Source organism: Kitasatospora sp. NPDC048715 (assembly GCF_043198905.1).
Lineage (GTDB): Bacteria > Actinomycetota > Actinomycetes > Streptomycetales > Streptomycetaceae > Kitasatospora > Kitasatospora lactacystinica.
On record NZ_JBICVH010000027.1, the window covers coordinates 1 to 17,954 of the forward strand.

A 17,954-nucleotide genomic window follows, 5' to 3' on the forward strand; every position below is an offset into this window, starting at 1 on the left:
TCGGACCGCCTTCCAGCGGACCCTCCGGGCTTCGTTCTTTCGTGTTTCCAGCTTATCAGATGTTTTCCGCTCCGTTTTCCGGAGTTTCATTCATCGGATTTGCTTTCCGCTTTGCCGCCCCGGTCTCCCGCGGCGACTCCGGAACTGTACGGGGACCGGCCCGTCACATGCAAATCGCCCCTGCCCGGGGGTCCGGGCAGGGGCGATCGGTGCCGGTCGAGGCCGGTCGGAGCCGGGTCAGCGGACCTCGGTGATCTCCGGACCGCGTGCGAACGGGTCGAGCGAGGTGCCGCCGAAGCGGTTGTCGCCCTCGCCGCCGGCGGCGGCGGCCCCGCCACCGTCGGCGACCATCTGGGCGTCCTCGGGAAGCTTCAGGACGATCGGGTCACGGGGAGCCATCGGGGACTCGCCGCGCACGACGACCGTCTGCCGGAAGACCTGCTCCAGGATCCCGGCCATCTCCGGCTGCACCGCGGCCTGGCCCGAGATCACACCGCGCAGGAACCAGCGCGGGCCGTCGCAGCCGACGAACCGCACCAGCTGCACACCCTGGGTGCCGTCCGGCAGCTGCACCGGGACCTGGGCGCGGAGGTGCCAGCCGAGCGGGCCCTCCTCCTCCTCGATGAGGCCGCCCTGCGAGGTGATGCCGTTGGCGATCTCCTCCCGGACCTCCCCCCAGATGCCCTCGGACTTCGGGGCCGCGAAGGCCTGGAGCTGGATGGCGCTGTTGCCGAGCACGAGGGTGGCGGCCACGATCGCGTCACCGGCGACCTCGACGCGCAGCTCCATGCCCTCGACACCGGGGACCAGCAGACCCCCGAGGTCGACTCGCCCCTCCTCGGGGTTCTCGAGCTCGGAGTGGTCCCACGGACCGTCCGGCCGGGGGGCCGGCGGCAGGCCGACCCTGTCGGCCGGGTCCAGCTCGGTCACGTTCTCGCTCTCGGCGGAACCTTCGACGTCATCGGCCGTCTCGTCGGCGCTGATGGCGTCGTCGGCGAGCTGCTCGACAGCGTCCTCGCTCTTCTGGCGACGACGGAACACGGTCACTGTCCTTCCCGGTCCAAGACCGATGCGAATACCTGCTCGGCTTCCTGCGAGGCCGCGGGCATGCTAGACCGCGGCGTGGCCGCCGGTCGACCCGAACCCGCCCTCGGCACGTGCCGACCCAGGCAGCTCCTCCACCTCGTGGAAACGGGCCTTCTCGACCTGCTGGATCACCAGCTGGGCGATCCGGTCCCCTCGGCGGAAGCTGACCCCCTCGCGCGGGTCCAGATTGACGACGATCACCTTGATCTCTCCACGGTACCCGGCATCGACCGTCCCCGGGGCGTTCACGAGGGCAACGCCGCAACGAGCTGCGAGCCCGGACCGGGGGTGGACGAAGGCCGCGTAGCTGTCCGGCAGGGCGACGGCGATGCCGGTGGGCAGGACGGCCCGCTCGCCGGGCGCCAGCTCGGCGTCGACGGTGGTGCGCAGATCGGCACCGGCGTCCCCGGGCTGCGCGTAGGCGGGCAGCGGCAGCTCGGGGTCGATGCGCTTGATCAGGACGTCCAGCTGCGGGCGGGGGGTATCACTCAAGGGTTCACCTCAAAGGCTCGTGCGCGCTTCATCAGATCCGGGTCGTCGAGGACCTTCTCGATGTCCTCGGGACGACCGTGCGTGGTGAAGTGTTCCAGCTTCACCTGGATGAAGAGGGCCTGCGCGCGGACGGCGAGCGGTCCGTCCGGGCCGCCGATCCGCGCCTCGGCGGCGCTGTAGATCTTGCGGCCGTGCACACCGGTGATCCAGGCGCGCAGGTGCAGCACCGAGTCGACGGGTACCGGGCTGAGGAAGTCGGTCTCCAGCCGGCCGGTCACGGCGGGGGCGTGCAGCAGCCAGTTGAGCGTGCCGAGGGTCTCGTCCATGGCGGTGGTCAGCAGCCCGCCGTGGGCCAGGCCCGGGCCGCCCTGGTGGGCGTCGCGGACGGCGAACTCTGCGGTGACGTCGAGTCCCTCGCCGGCGACCGCGTCGATCCGCAGGCCGCCGGGGTGCTGCGGGCCGCAGCCGAAGCAGTGCTCGTAGTGGGAACCGAGCCGGGTGCCGGGGGCGGGCGCCCGGGGGTGGCGCTCCGGCAGGACGGCGTCCGGCGGCGGGGTGGTCGGGGTCGGCGGCATGACGGGCGCCGGCCGGTCGGTGGGGGTGCTGGGGGCTGTCGTACCGGTCACGGGGGCCAACCCTACCCAGGGGTAGGGGGCCTCCGGTGGGGGTGGCGTCCCGCGCCGGACGTCAGGGCGACCACAATGGGGGGCATGTACGACGAACGCCTCACGGTGCCGCGTTCCTGGTGGCTGCTCCCGATCGCGGTGGGTCTCACGCTCGCGCTGATCCTGATCCGGGTCAGCGGTCCGGCCGCGCTGATCGGGCTGGTGGTCGGCATCGCCGCCGGCGCGGTCGCGATCAGCAGTTACGGCTCGGCCCGCATCCGCGTGGTCCAGGGCTCACTGGTGGCCGGCCCGGCCCGGATCCCGGTGGACGCGCTCGGCGACGCTCAGGCCCTGAGCCCCGCCGAGGCGGCGGCCTGGCGCGGCCCGAAGGCCGATCCGCGCGCCTTCATGCTGCTGCGCAGCTACGTCCCGACGGCACTGCGGGTCGAGGTGACCGACCCGGCCGACCCGACGCCGTACCTGTACCTGTCGACCCGCTCGCCGATGAAGCTGGCGGAGGCCCTGGAGGACGCCCGGCGCGGCGCCCGCACCTGAGGCGGGCCCGAGCCGGCCGTGAGCCGGCCGGGCCAGGACCCGGGCCGGACGAAGACGCCGGCCGGACGGACCGAAGAGGCCGGACAAACGGAGAGGGACGGTTCCGCTGCTGCGGGACCGTCCCTACGACTTTGTCCTGACCGGGTTCCCGGCCGACTCCGTCCTGCCGGGCCCGTCCTGCCGGACGGTACCCGGACCTGCCGTCCGGCCCCGCTGCCCGGGGCCGGAAGGAGCGGTGTGCCGGTCCCGCGGGCGCAGCCGCGGGCACCGGGCCCTGTCCGCCGCGGTGCTCAGGCGCCGCAGTCCCGGCAGATCGGGTTGCCGTTCTTCTCGCTGTAGAGCTGGCTGCGGTGGTGAACCAGGAAGCAGCTCATGCAGGTGAACTCGTCGGCCTGCTTCGGCAGGACACGGACGGCGAGCTCCTCGTTCGAGAGGTCGGCGCCGGGAAGCTCCATGCCCTCCGCGGCGTCGAACTCGTCGACGTCGACAGAGCTGCCGCCCTTGTCGTTCCGCCGAGCCTTGAGCTCTTCGATGCTGTCCTCGTTGACGTCATCGTCGGTCTTGCGTGGGGTGTCGTAGTCGGTTGCCATTTGTCGCTCTCCCCCTCCGGGTTGTGCGGTGTGTGCGGTATCTCCAGCGCACGTAACGCATGGGGGGTCGGTCTTGTGCCCGACCCGAGGCGGAGATTTTGCCTTACTTCAAGCCCTGTTACTCAATCGACACTCAGCCCGGGCTCCATCGGGGTGATCCCCGGGCCTGCGGAAGGCCTCACGCTGGGCCATCGCCGACCCCTGTCGGACCCGATAAACCAGACACGGACAGTGAGCAAGACCGGTGCGGGCGCCTGAGAAATCCCGTGCCCACCAGGGAGACCGACCGATCCCGCGGACCGGCCGGGGGCCGAAATCCGGTCACGGACGGCGATCGGCACCCCTGGGCCGGTGATCACTCTCCGGGGTTGCCCGGAATCGCGGAGCGACACGATGTGAGCTTGGTCACGTTAAGAATCTTCCTGGTCAAATCACGGAAAATCCACCCACTCCGACCGCCCGGTGCCGGGCCTCAGCCGGCGGTCCTCCGGGCCGCGCGGCGGGCCAGCAGGGCGGCCTGGCGCTCCTCGAACTTCCGGGCCTGATCGTCCAGCCCGTCCAGGAAGACGCCCAGCTCGTTCTGCGCCAGCAGGCCCTCCGGGCCGAGCCCGCCGATCTCCATGACCTTGAGGTGGCGCAGCACCGGCTGGAGCACGTCGTCGTGGTGGATACGCAGGTTGTACACCCCGCCGATGGCGATCTGCGCGGCGGCGCGCTCGAAGCCGGGGATTCCGTGGCCGGGCATCCGGAAGTCGGTGACGACGTCGGCGACGGCCCGCATGGCCTGGTCCGGGGCGATCTCCAGGGCGGCCTTCAGCAGGTTCCGGTAGAAGACCATGTGGAGGTTCTCGTCGTTGGCGATCTTCGCCAGCAGCTGCTCGCAGAGCGGGTCGCCGGCGTACTTGCCGGTGTTGCGGTGCGCGATGCGGGTGGCGAGCTCCTGGAAGGCCACGTACGCGACCGAGTGCAGCATGCTGTGCGCGTTGTCGGACTCGAAGCCCTCGGACATGTGGCTCATCCGGGCCCGCTCCAGCTCCACCGGGTCGACCGCCCGGGTGGCGAGCAGGTAGTCGCGGATCGCTATCCCGTGGCGCCCCTCCTCGGCCGTCCAGCGGTGCACCCAGGTGCCCCAGGCGCCCTCGCGGCCGAACATGGTCGCGATCTCGTGGTGGTAGCTGGGCAGGTTGTCCTCGGTCAGCAGGTTCACCACCAGCGACACCCGGCCCACCGCGGTCACCCGGGACTGCTCCAGCGACCAGGCCTCGCCGCCCAGCACGCCGTCGAAGTCGCGGCCCTGGCTCCACGGGACGAACTCGTGGGGCATCCACTCCTTCGCCACGGCCAGGTGGCGGTTGAGCTCCTTCTCGACGACCTCTTCGAGGGCGAGGATCAGCCGCGCGTCGGTCCAGCCGCTCGCGACGAGCGGGGAGCTGCTGCTCTGCACAGGGGCGATGGTCACGGTCTTGCTCCTGAGGGGACGGCACGCGCTGGGACGGGCGCGTTGAGACGGGGACACTTCGTGCGGACCCGCCGACGGGCCGCCGACGGATTCACCTACGGTTGCGTAGGTTACGACACCGTAAGTTGCTCGGGCCGGAAAAGACAAGCCGCCCCCGCCAGGCCTTATGTCGTCTTGACGGGCCTGGCGGGGGCGGCTGGGAACGGTCGCCTACGGAAGGGTCGTTCGACCCTTACGGAGAGGGGATGCGGACCCTCATGGTGAGTCCGCCACCGGCGCGCGGCGTGGCCTCGATGGTGCCGCCGTGGGCGCGCACCACCGAGCGGACGATGGACAGGCCGAGCCCGACCCCCTTGTCGCTGCGGGTGCGGTCGGCACCCTTGATCCGGCGGAACGGCTCGAAGATGTGCTCCAGCTCGTACCCGGGCACCATCGGGCCGGTGTTGGAGACCACCAGCTCGCCGCCGCCGGGCACCGCCGTGGTGGCCAGCTCGACCCAGCCTCCCGGGGTGTTGTAGCGCACGGCGTTCTGCAGCAGGTTGAGCGCGAGGCGCTCCAGCAGCACGCCGTTGCCGGCGGCCATGGCCGGATCGAGCTTCGCGCGCAGCTCGACCTCGCGCTTGTCGGCCTCGCCGCGGGTCTGCTCCAGCGCCCGGGTGGCCACCTCGGACAGCTCCACCGGGCGCCGGTCGGTCAGCTCGTTCTCGCTGCGGGCGAGCAGCAGCAGGCCCTCGACCAGCTGCTCGCTGCGCTCGTTGGTGGCCAGCAGGGTCCTCCCCAACTGCTGGAGGTCGGACGAGGCCGCCGGGTCGGAGAGCTGGACCTCCAGCAGGGTGCGGTTGATCGCCAGCGGGGTGCGCAGCTCGTGCGAGGCGTTGGCGACGAAGCGCCGCTGGGAGTCGAAGGAGCGGTCCAGCCGGTCCAGCATGCCGTCGAAGGTGTCGGCGAGCTCCTTGAGCTCGTCGTCCGGGCCGTCCAGCTCGATCCGGCGGTGCAGGTCGGAGGAGGCCACGTCGCGGGCGGTGCGGGTGATCCGGCCGAGCGGGCGCAGCACCCGGCCGGCCATCGCGTAGCCCGCCGCGAAGGCGATCACGGCGAGGCAGACCAGCATGGTCAGCGACTTGCGCAGCAGGGTGTTGAGCGCGGAGTTGGAGCGCGCCAGGTAGTCGGCGGCCTGCCACTGGTTGTAGTCCGCGCTGTTCATGGTGGTGCTGACGCCGTCGGGACTGGTGACCCGGAGGCTGCCGTCGAAGACCAGCTTGCGCGGCGCCAGGTACGAGACGGCGTCCTGGAAGAACACGTACATCAGGAGCAGCAGCACCACGCCGGCCATCAGGAACATCCCGCCGTAGAGCAGGGTGAGCCGCATCCGGATGGTGGGGCGGAAGGGCAGCCAGGCGAGCATGCCGTCGCCGGGGGTGTAGTGCCCGGGGCGGTGGACGCGCGGCGGGGTCAGGGGCTTCGGCGGGACGGCACGCGGGCCGCCGGCGGGCGCGCCGGAGGCCCCGCCGGCCGGGGGCGGGGTGGTCATGATGGTCCTCTCGGGGCGTCCGCCGGGGCGGGCGCGTACGGCGGGGAGTCCGGGGTCGGGCGGACTCCGGTCGTCAGATCCGGTAGCCGGAGCCCGGCACGGTGACGATCACCGGCGGGTCGCCGAGCTTGCGGCGCAGCGTCATCACGGTGACGCGCACGACGTTGGTGAACGGGTCGGTGTGCTCGTCCCAGGCCTTCTCCAGGAGCTGCTCGGCCGAGACGACGGCGCCGCCGGCCCGCATCAGCACCTCCAGGACGGCGAACTCCTTGGGGGCGAGCTGGACGGTGCGTCCGTCGCGGATCACCTCGCGCCGGCCGGGGTCGACCGAGATGCCGGCGCGTTCCAGCACCGGGGGCAGCGGAACGGTCGCACGGCGGCCCAGCGCCCTTACCCGGGCGACGAGTTCGCTGAAGGCGAACGGCTTCGGAAGGTAGTCGTCCGCGCCGATCTCCAGGCCCTCGACCCGGTCGCTGATGTCGCCGGAGGCGGTCAGCATGATCACCCGGGTGGCCAGGCCCTGCTCGACCACCTTGCGGCAGACGTCGTCCCCGTGCACCAGCGGAAGATCGCGGTCCAGGACGACGACGTCGTAGTCGTTGACCGCGATGCGCTGGAGCGCGGCCTCCCCGTCGTACACCACGTCGACGGCCATCGCCTCGCGGCGCAGGCCGGTCGCGACGGCCTCGGCAAGCAGCTGCTCGTCCTCGACGACGAGAACCCGCACGGTCGTTGTCCCTTCTCCAGGCCGGCCCCGGAAAGCGGACGCGCGGCTCCGACGGTGCCTCCATCCTGCCTGGTCCAGCGGTAAAGCAGCGATAAGCTGCCCCTCGGGCACGGAGCCGGAGCCCCCGGCCGTCACCGTTCGCACCCGCAGCACTCCGCTTGGACTGTGACACAGGCAACTTTCTTCCGCCGGGAGGTTTCCCGCCCTCCGGGGCGGGGAGGACAGCTGCACACCCGCGATCTGGCTGACGGCCGGTCGCACCCACCCGCCGTGCGTTCATCCGCGCCGGCCCTGGGGCTGGGACATCACCGGGAGCGGCCGAAGGGCCGTCTCCGCACCTATCCGGACCTTCACCACCATCCGGGCTCGGTGCTTTCACCGGCTGGACCTCCTCGGGGCGGAGAGCGCACGACCGTGCACGTCCGACACAGTAAGGGGGCCCGTATGGACGCCTTCAAGGCCGGAATCCTGCAGCGCATAGCCAACGCCGAGCAGGATCTGCACCGCGCGATCGAGGCCGGGGACGAGTTCCTCGCCGAGGTGGAGCAGTCCGAGCTGGACGACCTCCGCCGACTCGCCGCCGAGCACGGCGTGGACACGGTGCTGGAGCGCCACCGCACCGCTGCCTGACCCGTCCGGCACACCGACCAGTCGCCGGATCTCCGGCACCAGCGGCCCTGCGGGGGCCGTGCGAAACCCAGGCCCTGGCATTCCCCGTATGCCAGGGCTCTTCGCATGTCCGGGGCCGCCCCGCCCGGACCCGCGGGTTCCGCGGGCGGGGCGGCCGGAACCGGTCAGTCCGCCCAGGCGCGCAGCGCGGCCAGCCGCTCCTGGAGCGGCTCGTACACCCCGGGGGCGGCGGCCACGGTCAGCTCGCCGTCGGGGCCGTGCCCGGGACGGCCGCCGACCAGGGCCCCGGCCTCGGCGGCGATCAGGCAGCCGGCCGCCCGGTCCCAGGGGGCGAGGCCGCGCTCGTAGTAGCCGTCCAGCCGCCCGGCGGCGACGTCGCACAGGTCCACCGCGGCCGCCCCGCCCCGGCGGATGTCGCGCACCTGCGGCATCAGCGCCAGCAGCACCTCGGCCTGCCGGACCCGCACCGACTGGACGTAGTTGAAACCGGTGGCGATCAGCGCCTGGCCCCAGGGCGGGGCCGGGCGGGCCGAGACCGGCCGGCCGTCGAGGCGGGCACCGCGGCCCAGGACGGCGTGGAACAGCTCGCCGCGGGCCGGGGCGTACACCACGCCGACGACCGCGCGGCCGTCCACCTCGGCGGCCACGCTGACCGCCCAGGAGGGCAGCCCGTACAGGTAGTTGACCGTCCCGTCGAGCGGGTCCACGACCCAGCGGACCCCGCTGGTGCCCGGCCGCTCGGCGCCCTCCTCGCCGAGGTAGCCGTCCTCCGGGCGGCGGTCGGTGATCAGCTCCAGGACGAGCTTCTCGGAGGCGAGGTCCATCTCGGTGACCACGTCGACCGGGCTGCTCTTGGTGCCGGCCACGCCGAGGTCGGCGGGGCGGCCGTCGCGCAGCAGCGCGCCGGCCTGCCGGGCCGCGTCCAGGGCGACCTCCAGCAGGTCGTCGAGGAGCCGGTCGTCGGACAGGGCGGGGGTGGGCACGGGGTTCTCCTCCGGAGCGACGGGACGGACGGGACGGCAGGACGGACGGGGCGCGCGGGGTGGCCAGGACGCGCGGGACGGACCGGGCGCGCGGGACGGGCGGTCAGTGCTCGGCGACCGCCGGACGCGGGGCGCGCGGGTTCGGGCAGCAGGCCACCGCGCACACGTCGTGGCTGGGGCCGAGGGTGCCGAGGGCGCAGCGGGTCACCCGCTCGCCGCGCTCGACGGCGGCCCGCTCCAGGACGAGCTCGCGCACCGCGGCGGTGAACCGGGGGTCGGCGCCGACGGTGGCGGCCCGGGCCACCGGCAGGCCGAGCTCGGCGGCCTTGGCCACGGCCTCGGTGTCGAGGTCGTACTTGACCTCCATGTGGTCGGAGACGAAGCCGATCGGGACCATGACCACGGCGGGCGCGCCGTCGGCGTGCTGGGCCTCCAGGTGGTCGCAGACGTCGGGTTCCAGCCACGGGGTGTGCGGGGCCCCGCTGCGGCTCTGGTACACCAGCTCCCACGGCCGCTCGGCCACGCCGGTGCGGTCGGCCACCGCGGCGGCGATCAGCCGGGCCACGTCCAGGTGCTGGGCGACGTACGCGCCGCCGGGCTCGCCGCGGGCCGGGTCGTCCGGGGCGCCGGAGGTCTCGGCCATCGAGTCCGGGACGGAGTGGGTGGTGAACGCCAGCCGGGCGCCGGGACGGACGGCCTCGGGCAGCTCCTCCAGGGCGGCCAGGACGGCGTCGGTCATCGGTTCGACGAAGCCCGGGTGGTTGTAGAAGTGCCGCAGCTTGTCGACCCGCAGAGCGGGCACGCCCTCCTCGGCGAGCGCGGCCAGCGCGTCGGCCAGGTTCTCCCGGTACTGGCGGCAGCCCGAGTAGCCGGCGTAGGCGCTGGTGGCGAGCACCGCGATCCGGCGGTGGCCGTCGGCGGCCAGCTCCCGCAGGGTGTCGACCAGGTAGGGCGCCCAGTTCCGGTTGCCCCAGTACACCGGCAGGTCCAGCCCGTGCTCGGCGAAGTCCTTGCGCAGCGCGGCGAGCAGCTCGCGGTTCTGCCCGTTGATCGGACTGACCCCGCCGAACATGAAGTAGTGCTTGCCCACCTCCTTCAGCCGCTCCTTGGGGATGCCGCGGCCGCGGGTGACGTTCTCCAGGAACGGGACGACGTCCTCGGGGCCCTCGGGCCCGCCGAAGGAGAGCAGCAGCAGGGCGTCGTACGGGGCGGCGCCGGAGGGGGAGGGTTTGCGCGCGTCGGACATGGCACCGATCCTGCCACTGAGGGGCCGGGTGCCGTCGCGGGGGCCGCGCGGGTGTCCGGAAAATACCGTTTGCCAACGTACGTAAGCTGTGTTTGCCAGCCTTGTTCCTTACTCCCCCTGCCCGGAGCTCCCGTGCTGTCCAGCTACCGCCAGATATTCGCCTCCCCCGGCACTCTGGCCTTCTCCTCCACCGGCTTCGTCTCCCGGCTGCCGATCTCCATGACCGGGATCGGCATCGTGACCATGCTGTCCCAGCTCAGAGGCTCCTACGGAGTGGCCGGCCTGGTCTCCGCCTGCCTCGCGGTCTCCGCCGCGATCCTCGGCCCCCAGGTCTCCCGGCTGGTGGACCGGCACGGCCAGCGGAGGATCATCGTCCCCGCCATGGCGATCACCATCGTCGCCGTCACCGGCCTGCTGCTCTGCGCCCGGCTGGAGGCCCCGGACTGGACGCTGTTCCTCTTCGCCGCCGGCATGGGAGTGATGCCCAGCACCGGTGCGATGGTCCGCGCCCGCTGGGCCCACCTCTACCGCGAGGACACCGGCAAGCTGCACACCGCCTACTCCTTCGAGGCCGTGGTCGACGAGGTCTGCTTCATCGTCGGCCCGATCCTCTCCATCGGCCTGGCCACCTCCGTCTTCCCCGAGGCCGGCGTGCTGCTCGCCGGGATCTTCCTCGCCGTCGGCGTGCTGCTGTTCGCCGGGCAGCGCTCCACCGAGCCGCCGGTCCACCCGGCCGCCCGGCACGCGGGCGGCTCGGTCATCCTCAACCGCGGCCTCCAGGTGCTGATCGTGACCTTCGTCGCCACCGGCGCGATCTTCGGCTCGGTCGAGGTGGTCACCGTCGCCTACGCCGAGGCCCAGGGCCACAAGTCGATCTCCAGCGTGATCCTCGCCCTGTGGGCGCTCGGCTCCTGCCTGGCCGGGGTGGTCTTCGGGACCCTCAAGCTCACCGGCTCGATGGCGGTGCGCTTCCTCGTCGGCGTCCTGTTCATGGCGGTCAGCATGGTTCCGCTGCTGCTGGTCGCCCACGCGGTGCACGGCGTCGGCGGGCTGGTCGCGGTCGGCGCCGCGCTGCTGATCGCCGGCATCGCCATCTCCCCCACCCTGATCACCGCGATGGCCCTGGTCGAACGGCTCGTCCCGGCCTCCCAGCTGACCGAGGGCATGACCTGGACCACCACCGGCCTGGCCCTCGGCGTCGCGGTCGGGTCCTCGGCCGGCGGCTGGGTGGTCGACGCCTCCGGAGCCGCCGCGGGCTACTGGGTGCCGCTGGCCGCGGGCCTGCTCGGCGTGGTCGCCGCCCTCGCCGGCCTCGCCCGGCTGCGCGCCGGACTGGCCACCGAACCCACCGCCGAGGCTGCGGCCGACGGGGCCGGACGACCCGTAGACGCCGACCGGTGAACTGACTAGTCTCTCGCCCTACCCGCGGGCCGTACCGGCGGGTAGGGCGGTAGCGCCGCCCCGGACCGCGCCGACCCGTTCGGCCACGGAGCAGGAGGCAGCGCAATGCCCCAGGCCAGTACCGCGACCCCCGCCCGGTGGACCAACTGGGCCGGCAACCAGAGCGCCCGGCCCGCCCGGGCCGCCGCCCCCGGCACCGCGGAGGAACTGGCCAAGGAGATCCTGCGGGCCGCCGAACAGGGCCGCACCGTCAAGGCCGTCGGCTCCGGCCACTCCTTCACCTCCATCGCCTCCGCCGGCGACGGCGTCCAGATCCGCCCGCACGCGCTCACCGCCGTCCGCGGGATCGACCGCGAGGCCGGCACCATCACCGTCGAGTCCGGCCTCCCGCTGCACCGGCTCAACCGGGTCCTCGCCGCCGAGGGCCTCTCGCTGACCAACATGGGCGACATCGAGGTCCAGACCGTGGCCGGCGCCACCAGCACCGGCACCCACGGCACCGGCCGCGACTCCGGCTCGCTGGCCGCCCAGATCCGCGCCCTGGAGATCGTCCTCGCCGACGGCACCGTCCGGCGCTGCTCCCCCACCGAGAACCCCCGGCTCTTCCAGGGCGCCCGGCTCGGCCTCGGCGCCCTCGGCGTGATCACCGCGCTCACCTTCGGCGTCGAGCCGGCCTTCCTGCTCACCGCGCACGAACAGCCGATGGGCTTCGACGAGGTGCTGGAGCGCCTGGACGACCTCACCGCCGTCAACGAGCACTTCGAGTTCTACTGGTTCCCGCACACCGACCGCTGCGCCACCAAGCGCAACAACCGCAGTCAGGGCCCGGCCGCCCCGCTGCCCCGGTTCAAGGAGTGGCTGGAGGACGACTTCCTCTCCAACACCGTCTGGGAGGGCGCCTGCCGGGTCGGCCGGCGCTTCCCCGGCTCGATCCCCTCCATCGCCTCGATGGCCAGCCGGGCCTGGTCCGAGCGCAGCTTCACCGACACCGCGTACAAGGTGTTCACCAGCCCGCGCAAGGTCCGCTTCGTGGAGATGGAGTACGCGGTGCCGCGCGCGGCCGTCGGCGAGGTGCTGCGCGAACTGAAGGCCCTGGTCGAGCGCTCCGACTGGAAGGTCAGCTTCCCGGTCGAGGTGCGCTTCGCCCCCGCCGACGACCTCTGGCTCTCCACCGCCTCCGGCCGGGACAGCGCCTACATCGCCGTCCACCTCTACCGGGGCACCGCCGACCAGGGCTACTTCACCGGCGTCGAACAGCTGATGACCGCCCATCAGGGCCGGCCGCACTGGGGCAAGCTGCACACCCGCGACGCCGAGTACCTGGCCGGCGTCTACCCGCGCTTCGGCGACTTCACCGCGCTGCGCGACGAGGTCGACCCGCAGCGGGTGTTCGGCAACGACTACCTGCGCCGGGTGCTGGGCGCCTAGACCGTCTCCTAGGAGGTCGCGGCGGTCCCGCCGGCCGACGGCGGGGCCACCGGCGCCTTCGCCGGCTCCTTCAGCGGCTCCCTCGCCGGGGCCTCGCTCGGCGCCGGCGGCTGCGGGGTCGTGCCGCCGCCGGGCTTCCCGCCGCCCGCCGACGGGGAGGCGCCGGCCGACGGGGTCGCGCCCGGGCCCGCCGAGGGCGAGGCCGTCCCCGCGCCGGTGCTCGGCGTGTCGCCCGGCTCCCGGCTCGGCCTGGTGGTCGCCGGGGCCGAGGCCCCGCCGGACGGCGCGGTGTCCTGGCCCGGGCGGCCGCCCGGGGCGGGCCGGTCCGTCGGGGCGTCCTGCGGCCGGTCGGACTTGTCGGACTTGGACGTCAGCGCCCCGCCGAAGGACGTGCCGTTGCCGGACTCGCCCTTGACCGTCGCCGACACCGGCTGCCCGGTGGCCAGTTCGAACGCCACGATCGGCGCCATCGCCAGCACGAAGACCAGCCCGGACACCGCCGCGTACGTCTTCCAGCCCCACCGCCGGCGCGCCCGCACCACCTGCGGCTCGTTCCACTCCGAGGTGATCACCGGCGGCTGCGCCCGCGTCCCGGACGGCCCGGTCTCCACCGGCGCCTGCCGCAGGGTGTTGACGGCCTGGTTCGGCCCCCGGTCCACCGCCTCGCGCAGCTGCTCACCGGTCCGCTTGAAGATGTGCTGGAACACCGCGCCACCAGTGGTGGCCCCGATGCTCACCACGGCGGCGCCCAGGATCGTGCCGTACACCCCCAGCTCGGAGGCCAGCAGCGCGCCCACCACCGTGGCCAGCGCACTCGCCGCGACCTGAGCCACACTCAGATCGATGCGCCTGCGCTCCTCCTTGACCTTTCCGCCCTCCTCGGCGGGGCTCCGCTCCGGCATCAACATCCCTCGGTCCGTACGACTGTTCCTCGAACAAGGCTCTCCATCTTGCACAAAGAAGGACACAAGGGACGAAAATGCGGTTCTCCGCGCCCGGATTGTGTGAAGATGATCACCGTTCATCCGACGGTGGTCCGCCATTGGGGGAGCGCGCTCTTGAGATTCCCGTGAATCGCGGGAGACTTGAGCGGCGAGCCGCCCCGCTGGATGCCACGAATGGAGTACTGTTCGTAAAGCCCGAGCCTTGGGTCGACTTGTCGACTACGTCTACACCGGTAGCTTGACGAGGAGCCACTGAACGGGCACGCACGGCGACGCCGGTCCCGGATCGTCGCGAACACTCCGCGTGCGAGGACGGCCGGGACACCCAGGCGCGACGCCGACGGACGGCGTGGCAAAAAGGCAACCGTGCCACAGCGGCGCGCGCGGGCGTAAGCCCGACACGCCGGGGAACTCAGCAAGGTTGTGGCCAGTCGCCAGTGGGCAGGCCACACTCAGTACGGGAGCAGCGACGCAGGTGACGTCGGCAGGCACCACCCGGGAGGTAACCGTGCCCGAACTGCGGGTTGTGGCCGTCAGCAACGACGGCACACGGCTGGTGCTCAAGGCTGCCGACAGCACGGAGTACACCCTTCCCATCGATGAGCGGCTGCGTGCCGCCATCCGCGGGGACCGGCCGCGCCTCGGCCAGATCGAGATCGAGGTCGAGAGCCATCTGCGGCCCCGGGACATCCAGGCCCGGATACGAGCCGGTGCCTCCGCCGAGGAGGTCGCCCAGGCGGCCGGCATCTCCGTCGACCGCGTCCGCCGCTTCGAGGGCCCGGTGCTCGCCGAGCGCGCCTTCATGGCCGAGCGCGCCCGCAAGACCGCGATCCGCCGCAACGGCGAGTCCCCCGGTCCGCAGCTCGGCGAGGCCGTCGCCGAGCGGCTCGCGCTGCGCGGCGCCGAGAAGGAGACCGAGCGCTGGGACTCCTGGCGGCGCGACGACGGCACCTGGGAGGTCATCCTCTCCTACCGGGCCGACGGCGAGGGCCGCAGCGCCTCCTGGACGTACGACCCGCCCCGGCGCCTGGTCCAGCCCAACGACGACGAGGCCCGCGCGCTGATCGGCGAGAACGTCGAGCGCGAGGAGGAGTCGGTCTTCCCGTTCATCCCGCGGATCGCCCGGCTCCCCCACGAGCGGCCGCCCCGCCCGATGATCGACCGGCCCTCGGCCGACCGCATCATGTCGGCCCGCGAGGTCCGCGAGTCGCGGGAGGCCACCGCCGAGGCCCGGGACTCGCTGACCAGCCTGCTCGACGTGGTCCCCGCCTTCCGCGGCGACCTCGCCGTCGGCGCCCCCGCCCCGATCGAACCGGTGCCCGCCGAGGTCGCCGAGGAGAGCGAGGAGGCCGCTGCGGCGGCCGCCCCGGCCGTCGGCGCGGGCTCGGCCTACGCCGACATCCTGATGCCGCGCGCCGTCGCCCCGCACCGTGAGCGCCTGGTCGGCACCACCGACCGGCAGGCCGAGGCGGACGGCGTCCGGCCCGGCCGCCGGGCCACCGTGCCCAGCTGGGACGAGATCGTCTTCGGCAGCCGGCGCAAGAAGCAGGAGTAGTAGCGCAGCAGCAGCACGCTGGTAGGGGGCGTCGGCCGAGCCGGCGCCCCCTACCGCTGCGCACCCGTCGGGGGATTCCGCCGCAGGGTGCGCAGGCTCAGCCCGGCTGCTCGGTGACCGCCACCGGACGCGACTGGTCGCTCGACCACTCGCTCCACGAGCCCGGGTACAGCACGGCCGACAGACCCGCCACCTCCAGCGCCAGGATCTGGTGCGCCGCCGTCACGCCCGAACCGCAGTACACCGCGGTCTCCCGCTCCCCCGCGCCCAGCGCCCGGAACCGGGCGGCCAGCTCGGCGGCCGGCCGGAACCGGCCGTCCGGGCCCACGTTCCCGGCGGTCGGCGCCGAGACCGCGCCCGGGATGTGCCCGGCCCGCGGGTCCACCGGCTCGCTCTCGCCCCGGTAGCGCTCCCCGGACCGGGCGTCCAGCAGCAGGCCGCCGCGCGCCAGGGCCGCGGCGCCGTCCCCGTCCACCGTCGGCAGCTGCCCCGGCACCGGCTTGAAGTCGCCCTCCCCCGGCTCCGGCGGCTCGGTCGACACCGGCAGCCCGGCCCCCTGCCAGGCCGCGAACCCGCCGTCCAGCACCCGGACGTCCCGGTGCCCGGCCCAGCGCAGCAGCCACCAGGCCCGGGCCGCCGCCATCGAGGCCGCGCCGTCGTACACCACGACCGGGCGCAGCGCACTCACCCCGAAGCGGCGCATCGCCGCGCCGAACTCCTCCGGGTCCGGCAGCGGGTGGCGGCCGCCCCGGCCGGGGGCGCCGGGCGGGGCGGCCAGGTCCCGGTCCAGCTCGACGAAGTGGGCGCCGGGCAGGTGACCGGCCCGGTACTCCTCGGCCGCGGTCGGGCCGCCCGGCGCGGCGCCGACCAGCTGGTAGCGCACGTCCAGCAGCACCGGCGGCAGCGCGGAGGCCAGCGCCTCCCGCAGCTCGGCCGCGGAGATCAGCGGGGAACCGTCGTTGTAGGTGGTGGTCATGGCGGCCATTGTCGCGCAGCGCGGCGCCAGCGACGGGGCATCCGGCTCCTTGCCGTAGTCCGACCCGCGAAATCCGATGGAATCCGTCGGGACACGCCCGAACCGCCGCTCTTTGTGGGGTCTTTGCCGGATTCTCCGCGCGGCCCGAGGGTTGGGCGCCCGCCAGGGTGGAAGCATCACCCTCGCGCGCGTGGATTTCCGTGCGCCAACCACCCACGAGGAGGCCCGCATTGCCCGCCGTGGAACTCCGACTGGCCCAGGGCACGCCCTGCTGGGTCAGCCTGCTGACCGACGACCTGCCCGGCGCCCGCGCCTTCTACGGCGCCCTGCTCGGCTGGACGTACACGCCCGGGCCCGGGCAGCTCGGCGACTACGTCCGGGCCGAGCTCGACGGAGCGCCGGTGGCCGGCCTCGGCGTCTCCACCGCCACCGGCTTCCCGGTGCAGTGGACCACCTACTTCGCCGTGGACGACGCCGACCGCACCGCCCAGCTGGTCCGCGAGTGCAGCGGGACCGTCGCCGTCGGACCGCTCCAGGCCGAACGCGCCGGGCGGATGGCCATCGCCGCCGACGTCTCCGGTGCGGTCTTCGGCCTCTGGCAGGGCGAGGAGCACCTCGGCCGGGAGGCCGGCCGCGAACCGGGCGCCCCGGCCTGGGCCGAACTGCTCACCCCCGACGCACAGGGCGCCGCCGCCTTCTACTCCACCGTGTTCGGCCGCCCGGTCCGCTCCACCGCGGACGAGACCGCACTGCTGGTGAACGAGCGGCCGGTCGCCGGCATCCGGCACCGCGCCGAGCTGCGCGGCCACCCGCCGCGCTGGCGCACCCACTTCGTGGTCCGCGACGCCGGGCTGGCCGCCCGTCACGCCGTGGAGCTCGGCGGCCGGGTCCTGGTCGAACCGCACGACACCGCCCGCGGCCGCGCCGCCCGGCTCGCCGACCCGCAGGGCGGGCACTTCTCCGTGCTGGAAGTGATTCCGTAGCGGCCGCGGCCGTCCGGGGGGCGCCGGTGCCTGCGGGCCGCCGGCCCTCCCGGGCCTGCTGCTCCGCTCCGGCCTGCCAGTCCCCTCGGGCCTGCCGTTCCCCTCAGGCCTGCTGCTCCTCGAAGGGCAGAACGTCCGGGGAGAGCACCGAGGCGCGCGCCGTCGCGGCGGTCAGCCGGCGGCGGTGGTGGCGGCGGCACAGCACCTCGTAGCCGACCTCGTCCCGGTCCACCGAGATGTCGCCGATCACCACCTGCGCGCCCTCGACCACCATCACGCCGCCGACCGTCCGGGCGTTGTGGGTGGCCCGGGCGCCGCACCAGCACAGCGCCTCGACCTGGAGCACCTCCACCCGGTCGGCCAGCTCGATCAGCCGCTGCGAGCCCGGGAACAGCCGGGTGCGGAAGTCGGTGGTGATGCCGAAGGTGTAGACGTCGATGCCCATCTCGTCCACCACCCGGGCCAGCTGGTCGACCTGTTCGGCGGCGAAGAACTGCGCCTCGTCGCAGATCAGGTAGTCCACCCGCCCGCCGGCCGAGATCCGCTGCACCACGTGCGCGTGGAAGTCGAAGTCGTCCGTCACCTCGACCGCGTCGGCGCGCAGGCCCAGCCGGCTGGAGATCGTCGCCGCGCCCGCCCGGTCGTTGCGGGTGAGGATCACGCCCTGCCGGCCGCGCGCGGTGTGGTTGTGGTCCATCTGCAGCGCCAGCGTCGACTTGCCGCAGTCCATCGTGCCCGAGAAGAACACCAGTTCAGCCATGGG

Annotated in this window: 18 protein-coding genes; 6 read left to right on the forward strand and 12 right to left on the reverse strand. The window is 73.5% G+C overall.

Annotated features, from left to right (window positions below; translation table 11 throughout):
- Positions 1-237 precede the first annotated feature (237 nt).
- The 3 genes from ACGFSC_RS38630 to ACGFSC_RS38640 all read right to left on the reverse strand — a co-directional run bounded on the left by ACGFSC_RS38630 (position 238) and on the right by ACGFSC_RS38640 (position 2,153).
- Positions 238-1,041, reverse strand: a complete 804-nt coding sequence (locus ACGFSC_RS38630; protein ID WP_359913217.1) for a DUF3710 domain-containing protein — start codon at positions 1,039-1,041, stop codon at positions 238-240.
- Between the two features lie 69 nt (positions 1,042-1,110).
- A complete protein-coding gene (gene dut / locus ACGFSC_RS38635) occupies positions 1,111-1,578 on the reverse strand; it encodes a dUTP diphosphatase (RefSeq protein WP_359913220.1) in 468 nt (155 codons plus the stop codon).
- A complete protein-coding gene (locus tag ACGFSC_RS38640) occupies positions 1,575-2,153 on the reverse strand; it encodes a PaaI family thioesterase (RefSeq protein WP_359913260.1) in 579 nt (192 codons plus the stop codon). Before ACGFSC_RS38640 ends, dut begins: the two co-directional genes overlap by 4 nt.
- Positions 2,154-2,288: 135 nt before the next feature.
- Here ACGFSC_RS38640 and ACGFSC_RS38645 point away from each other — a divergent pair, with 135 nt between their 5' ends.
- Positions 2,289-2,738 carry a DUF3093 domain-containing protein gene (locus ACGFSC_RS38645; protein ID WP_380350893.1) on the forward strand — a complete coding sequence of 150 codons (450 nt, stop codon included), beginning with the start codon at positions 2,289-2,291 and terminating at the stop codon, positions 2,736-2,738.
- 290 nt (positions 2,739-3,028) lie between these two features.
- Here the strand turns inward: ACGFSC_RS38645 and ACGFSC_RS38650 are convergent, their stop codons facing one another.
- The 4 genes from ACGFSC_RS38650 to ACGFSC_RS38665 form a co-directional block, all read right to left on the reverse strand.
- The gene (locus ACGFSC_RS38650) at positions 3,029-3,328 is read right to left on the reverse strand and encodes a DUF4193 domain-containing protein (RefSeq protein ID WP_329924615.1); all 300 of its coding nucleotides are present in this window, start codon (positions 3,326-3,328) and stop codon (positions 3,029-3,031) included.
- A 472-nt stretch (positions 3,329-3,800) separates the two neighbouring features.
- On the reverse strand, positions 3,801-4,787 hold the full coding sequence (locus ACGFSC_RS38655) for an acyl-ACP desaturase (RefSeq protein ID WP_359913225.1): 987 nt from the start codon (positions 4,785-4,787) through the stop codon (positions 3,801-3,803).
- Between the two features lie 232 nt (positions 4,788-5,019).
- Positions 5,020-6,318, reverse strand: a complete 1,299-nt coding sequence (locus ACGFSC_RS38660) for a HAMP domain-containing sensor histidine kinase (RefSeq protein WP_359913228.1) — start codon at positions 6,316-6,318, stop codon at positions 5,020-5,022.
- 73 nt (positions 6,319-6,391) lie between these two features.
- Complete coding sequence (locus ACGFSC_RS38665) at positions 6,392-7,045, reverse strand: response regulator transcription factor (RefSeq protein ID WP_359913230.1); 654 nt, start codon at positions 7,043-7,045, stop codon at positions 6,392-6,394.
- 444 nt (positions 7,046-7,489) lie between these two features.
- On the opposite strand from ACGFSC_RS38665, the gene ACGFSC_RS38670 reads away from it, so the two are divergent.
- Complete coding sequence (locus ACGFSC_RS38670) at positions 7,490-7,675, forward strand: hypothetical protein (protein WP_030057688.1); 186 nt, start codon at positions 7,490-7,492, stop codon at positions 7,673-7,675.
- Between the two features lie 164 nt (positions 7,676-7,839).
- Here the strand turns inward: ACGFSC_RS38670 and ACGFSC_RS38675 are convergent, their stop codons facing one another.
- Together ACGFSC_RS38675 and ACGFSC_RS38680 are read right to left on the reverse strand one after the other, a co-directional pair.
- Positions 7,840-8,658, reverse strand: coding sequence for an inositol monophosphatase family protein (locus ACGFSC_RS38675; protein WP_359913233.1), 819 nt, complete (start codon positions 8,656-8,658; stop codon positions 7,840-7,842).
- A 103-nt stretch (positions 8,659-8,761) separates the two neighbouring features.
- Positions 8,762-9,904 carry a ferrochelatase gene (locus tag ACGFSC_RS38680; protein ID WP_359913235.1) on the reverse strand — a complete coding sequence of 381 codons (1,143 nt, stop codon included), beginning with the start codon at positions 9,902-9,904 and terminating at the stop codon, positions 8,762-8,764.
- A 132-nt stretch (positions 9,905-10,036) separates the two neighbouring features.
- Between ACGFSC_RS38680 and ACGFSC_RS38685 the strand changes: the two genes are divergently transcribed.
- Both ACGFSC_RS38685 and ACGFSC_RS38690 read left to right on the forward strand, forming a co-directional pair.
- Positions 10,037-11,305, forward strand: a complete 1,269-nt coding sequence (locus ACGFSC_RS38685; protein WP_359913237.1) for an MFS transporter — start codon at positions 10,037-10,039, stop codon at positions 11,303-11,305.
- Between the two features lie 105 nt (positions 11,306-11,410).
- Positions 11,411-12,733 carry a D-arabinono-1,4-lactone oxidase gene (locus tag ACGFSC_RS38690; RefSeq protein WP_359913239.1) on the forward strand — a complete coding sequence of 441 codons (1,323 nt, stop codon included), beginning with the start codon at positions 11,411-11,413 and terminating at the stop codon, positions 12,731-12,733.
- Between the two features lie 8 nt (positions 12,734-12,741).
- On the opposite strand, the gene ACGFSC_RS38695 is transcribed toward ACGFSC_RS38690, so the two are convergent.
- Positions 12,742-13,635, reverse strand: coding sequence for a hypothetical protein (locus tag ACGFSC_RS38695; RefSeq protein WP_359913242.1), 894 nt, complete (start codon positions 13,633-13,635; stop codon positions 12,742-12,744).
- Between the two features lie 517 nt (positions 13,636-14,152).
- Between ACGFSC_RS38695 and sepH the strand changes: the two genes are divergently transcribed.
- Positions 14,153-15,232 carry a septation protein SepH gene (gene sepH, locus ACGFSC_RS38700; RefSeq protein ID WP_359913245.1) on the forward strand — a complete coding sequence of 360 codons (1,080 nt, stop codon included), beginning with the start codon at positions 14,153-14,155 and terminating at the stop codon, positions 15,230-15,232.
- A 97-nt stretch (positions 15,233-15,329) separates the two neighbouring features.
- Here the strand turns inward: sepH and ACGFSC_RS38705 are convergent, their stop codons facing one another.
- Positions 15,330-16,208 (reverse strand): sulfurtransferase, encoded by an 879-nt coding sequence (locus tag ACGFSC_RS38705; RefSeq protein ID WP_359913248.1) that lies wholly within the window; start codon positions 16,206-16,208, stop codon positions 15,330-15,332.
- A gap of 239 nt (positions 16,209-16,447) precedes the next feature.
- Here ACGFSC_RS38705 and ACGFSC_RS38710 point away from each other — a divergent pair, with 239 nt between their 5' ends.
- Positions 16,448-17,191 carry a VOC family protein gene (locus tag ACGFSC_RS38710; protein WP_359913263.1) on the forward strand — a complete coding sequence of 248 codons (744 nt, stop codon included), beginning with the start codon at positions 16,448-16,450 and terminating at the stop codon, positions 17,189-17,191.
- A gap of 103 nt (positions 17,192-17,294) precedes the next feature.
- Here the strand turns inward: ACGFSC_RS38710 and ACGFSC_RS38715 are convergent, their stop codons facing one another.
- Complete coding sequence (locus tag ACGFSC_RS38715; RefSeq protein WP_359913251.1) at positions 17,295-17,951, reverse strand: thymidine kinase; 657 nt, start codon at positions 17,949-17,951, stop codon at positions 17,295-17,297.
- Positions 17,952-17,954: the final 3 nt, after the last annotated feature.

What these genes read in the sequence shown, in the direction of transcription:
- ACGFSC_RS38650 (WP_329924615.1), bottom strand. Translation starts at nt 3,328, where the DNA reads ATGGCAACCGACTACGACACCCCACGCAAGACCGACGATGACGTCAAC.
- ACGFSC_RS38705 (WP_359913248.1), bottom strand. Translation starts at nt 16,208, where the DNA reads ATGACCACCACCTACAACGACGGTTCCCCGCTGATCTCCGCGGCCGAG.
- ACGFSC_RS38690 (WP_359913239.1), top strand. Translation starts at nt 11,411, where the DNA reads ATGCCCCAGGCCAGTACCGCGACCCCCGCCCGGTGGACCAACTGGGCC.
- ACGFSC_RS38645 (WP_380350893.1), top strand. Translation starts at nt 2,289, where the DNA reads ATGTACGACGAACGCCTCACGGTGCCGCGTTCCTGGTGGCTGCTCCCG.
- ACGFSC_RS38695 (WP_359913242.1), bottom strand. Translation starts at nt 13,635, where the DNA reads ATGCCGGAGCGGAGCCCCGCCGAGGAGGGCGGAAAGGTCAAGGAGGAG.
- ACGFSC_RS38640 (WP_359913260.1), bottom strand. Translation starts at nt 2,153, where the DNA reads ATGCCGCCGACCCCGACCACCCCGCCGCCGGACGCCGTCCTGCCGGAG.
- ACGFSC_RS38680 (WP_359913235.1), bottom strand. Translation starts at nt 9,904, where the DNA reads ATGTCCGACGCGCGCAAACCCTCCCCCTCCGGCGCCGCCCCGTACGAC.
- ACGFSC_RS38670 (WP_030057688.1), top strand. Translation starts at nt 7,490, where the DNA reads ATGGACGCCTTCAAGGCCGGAATCCTGCAGCGCATAGCCAACGCCGAG.
- ACGFSC_RS38660 (WP_359913228.1), bottom strand. Translation starts at nt 6,318, where the DNA reads ATGACCACCCCGCCCCCGGCCGGCGGGGCCTCCGGCGCGCCCGCCGGC.
- ACGFSC_RS38715 (WP_359913251.1), bottom strand. Translation starts at nt 17,951, where the DNA reads ATGGCTGAACTGGTGTTCTTCTCGGGCACGATGGACTGCGGCAAGTCG.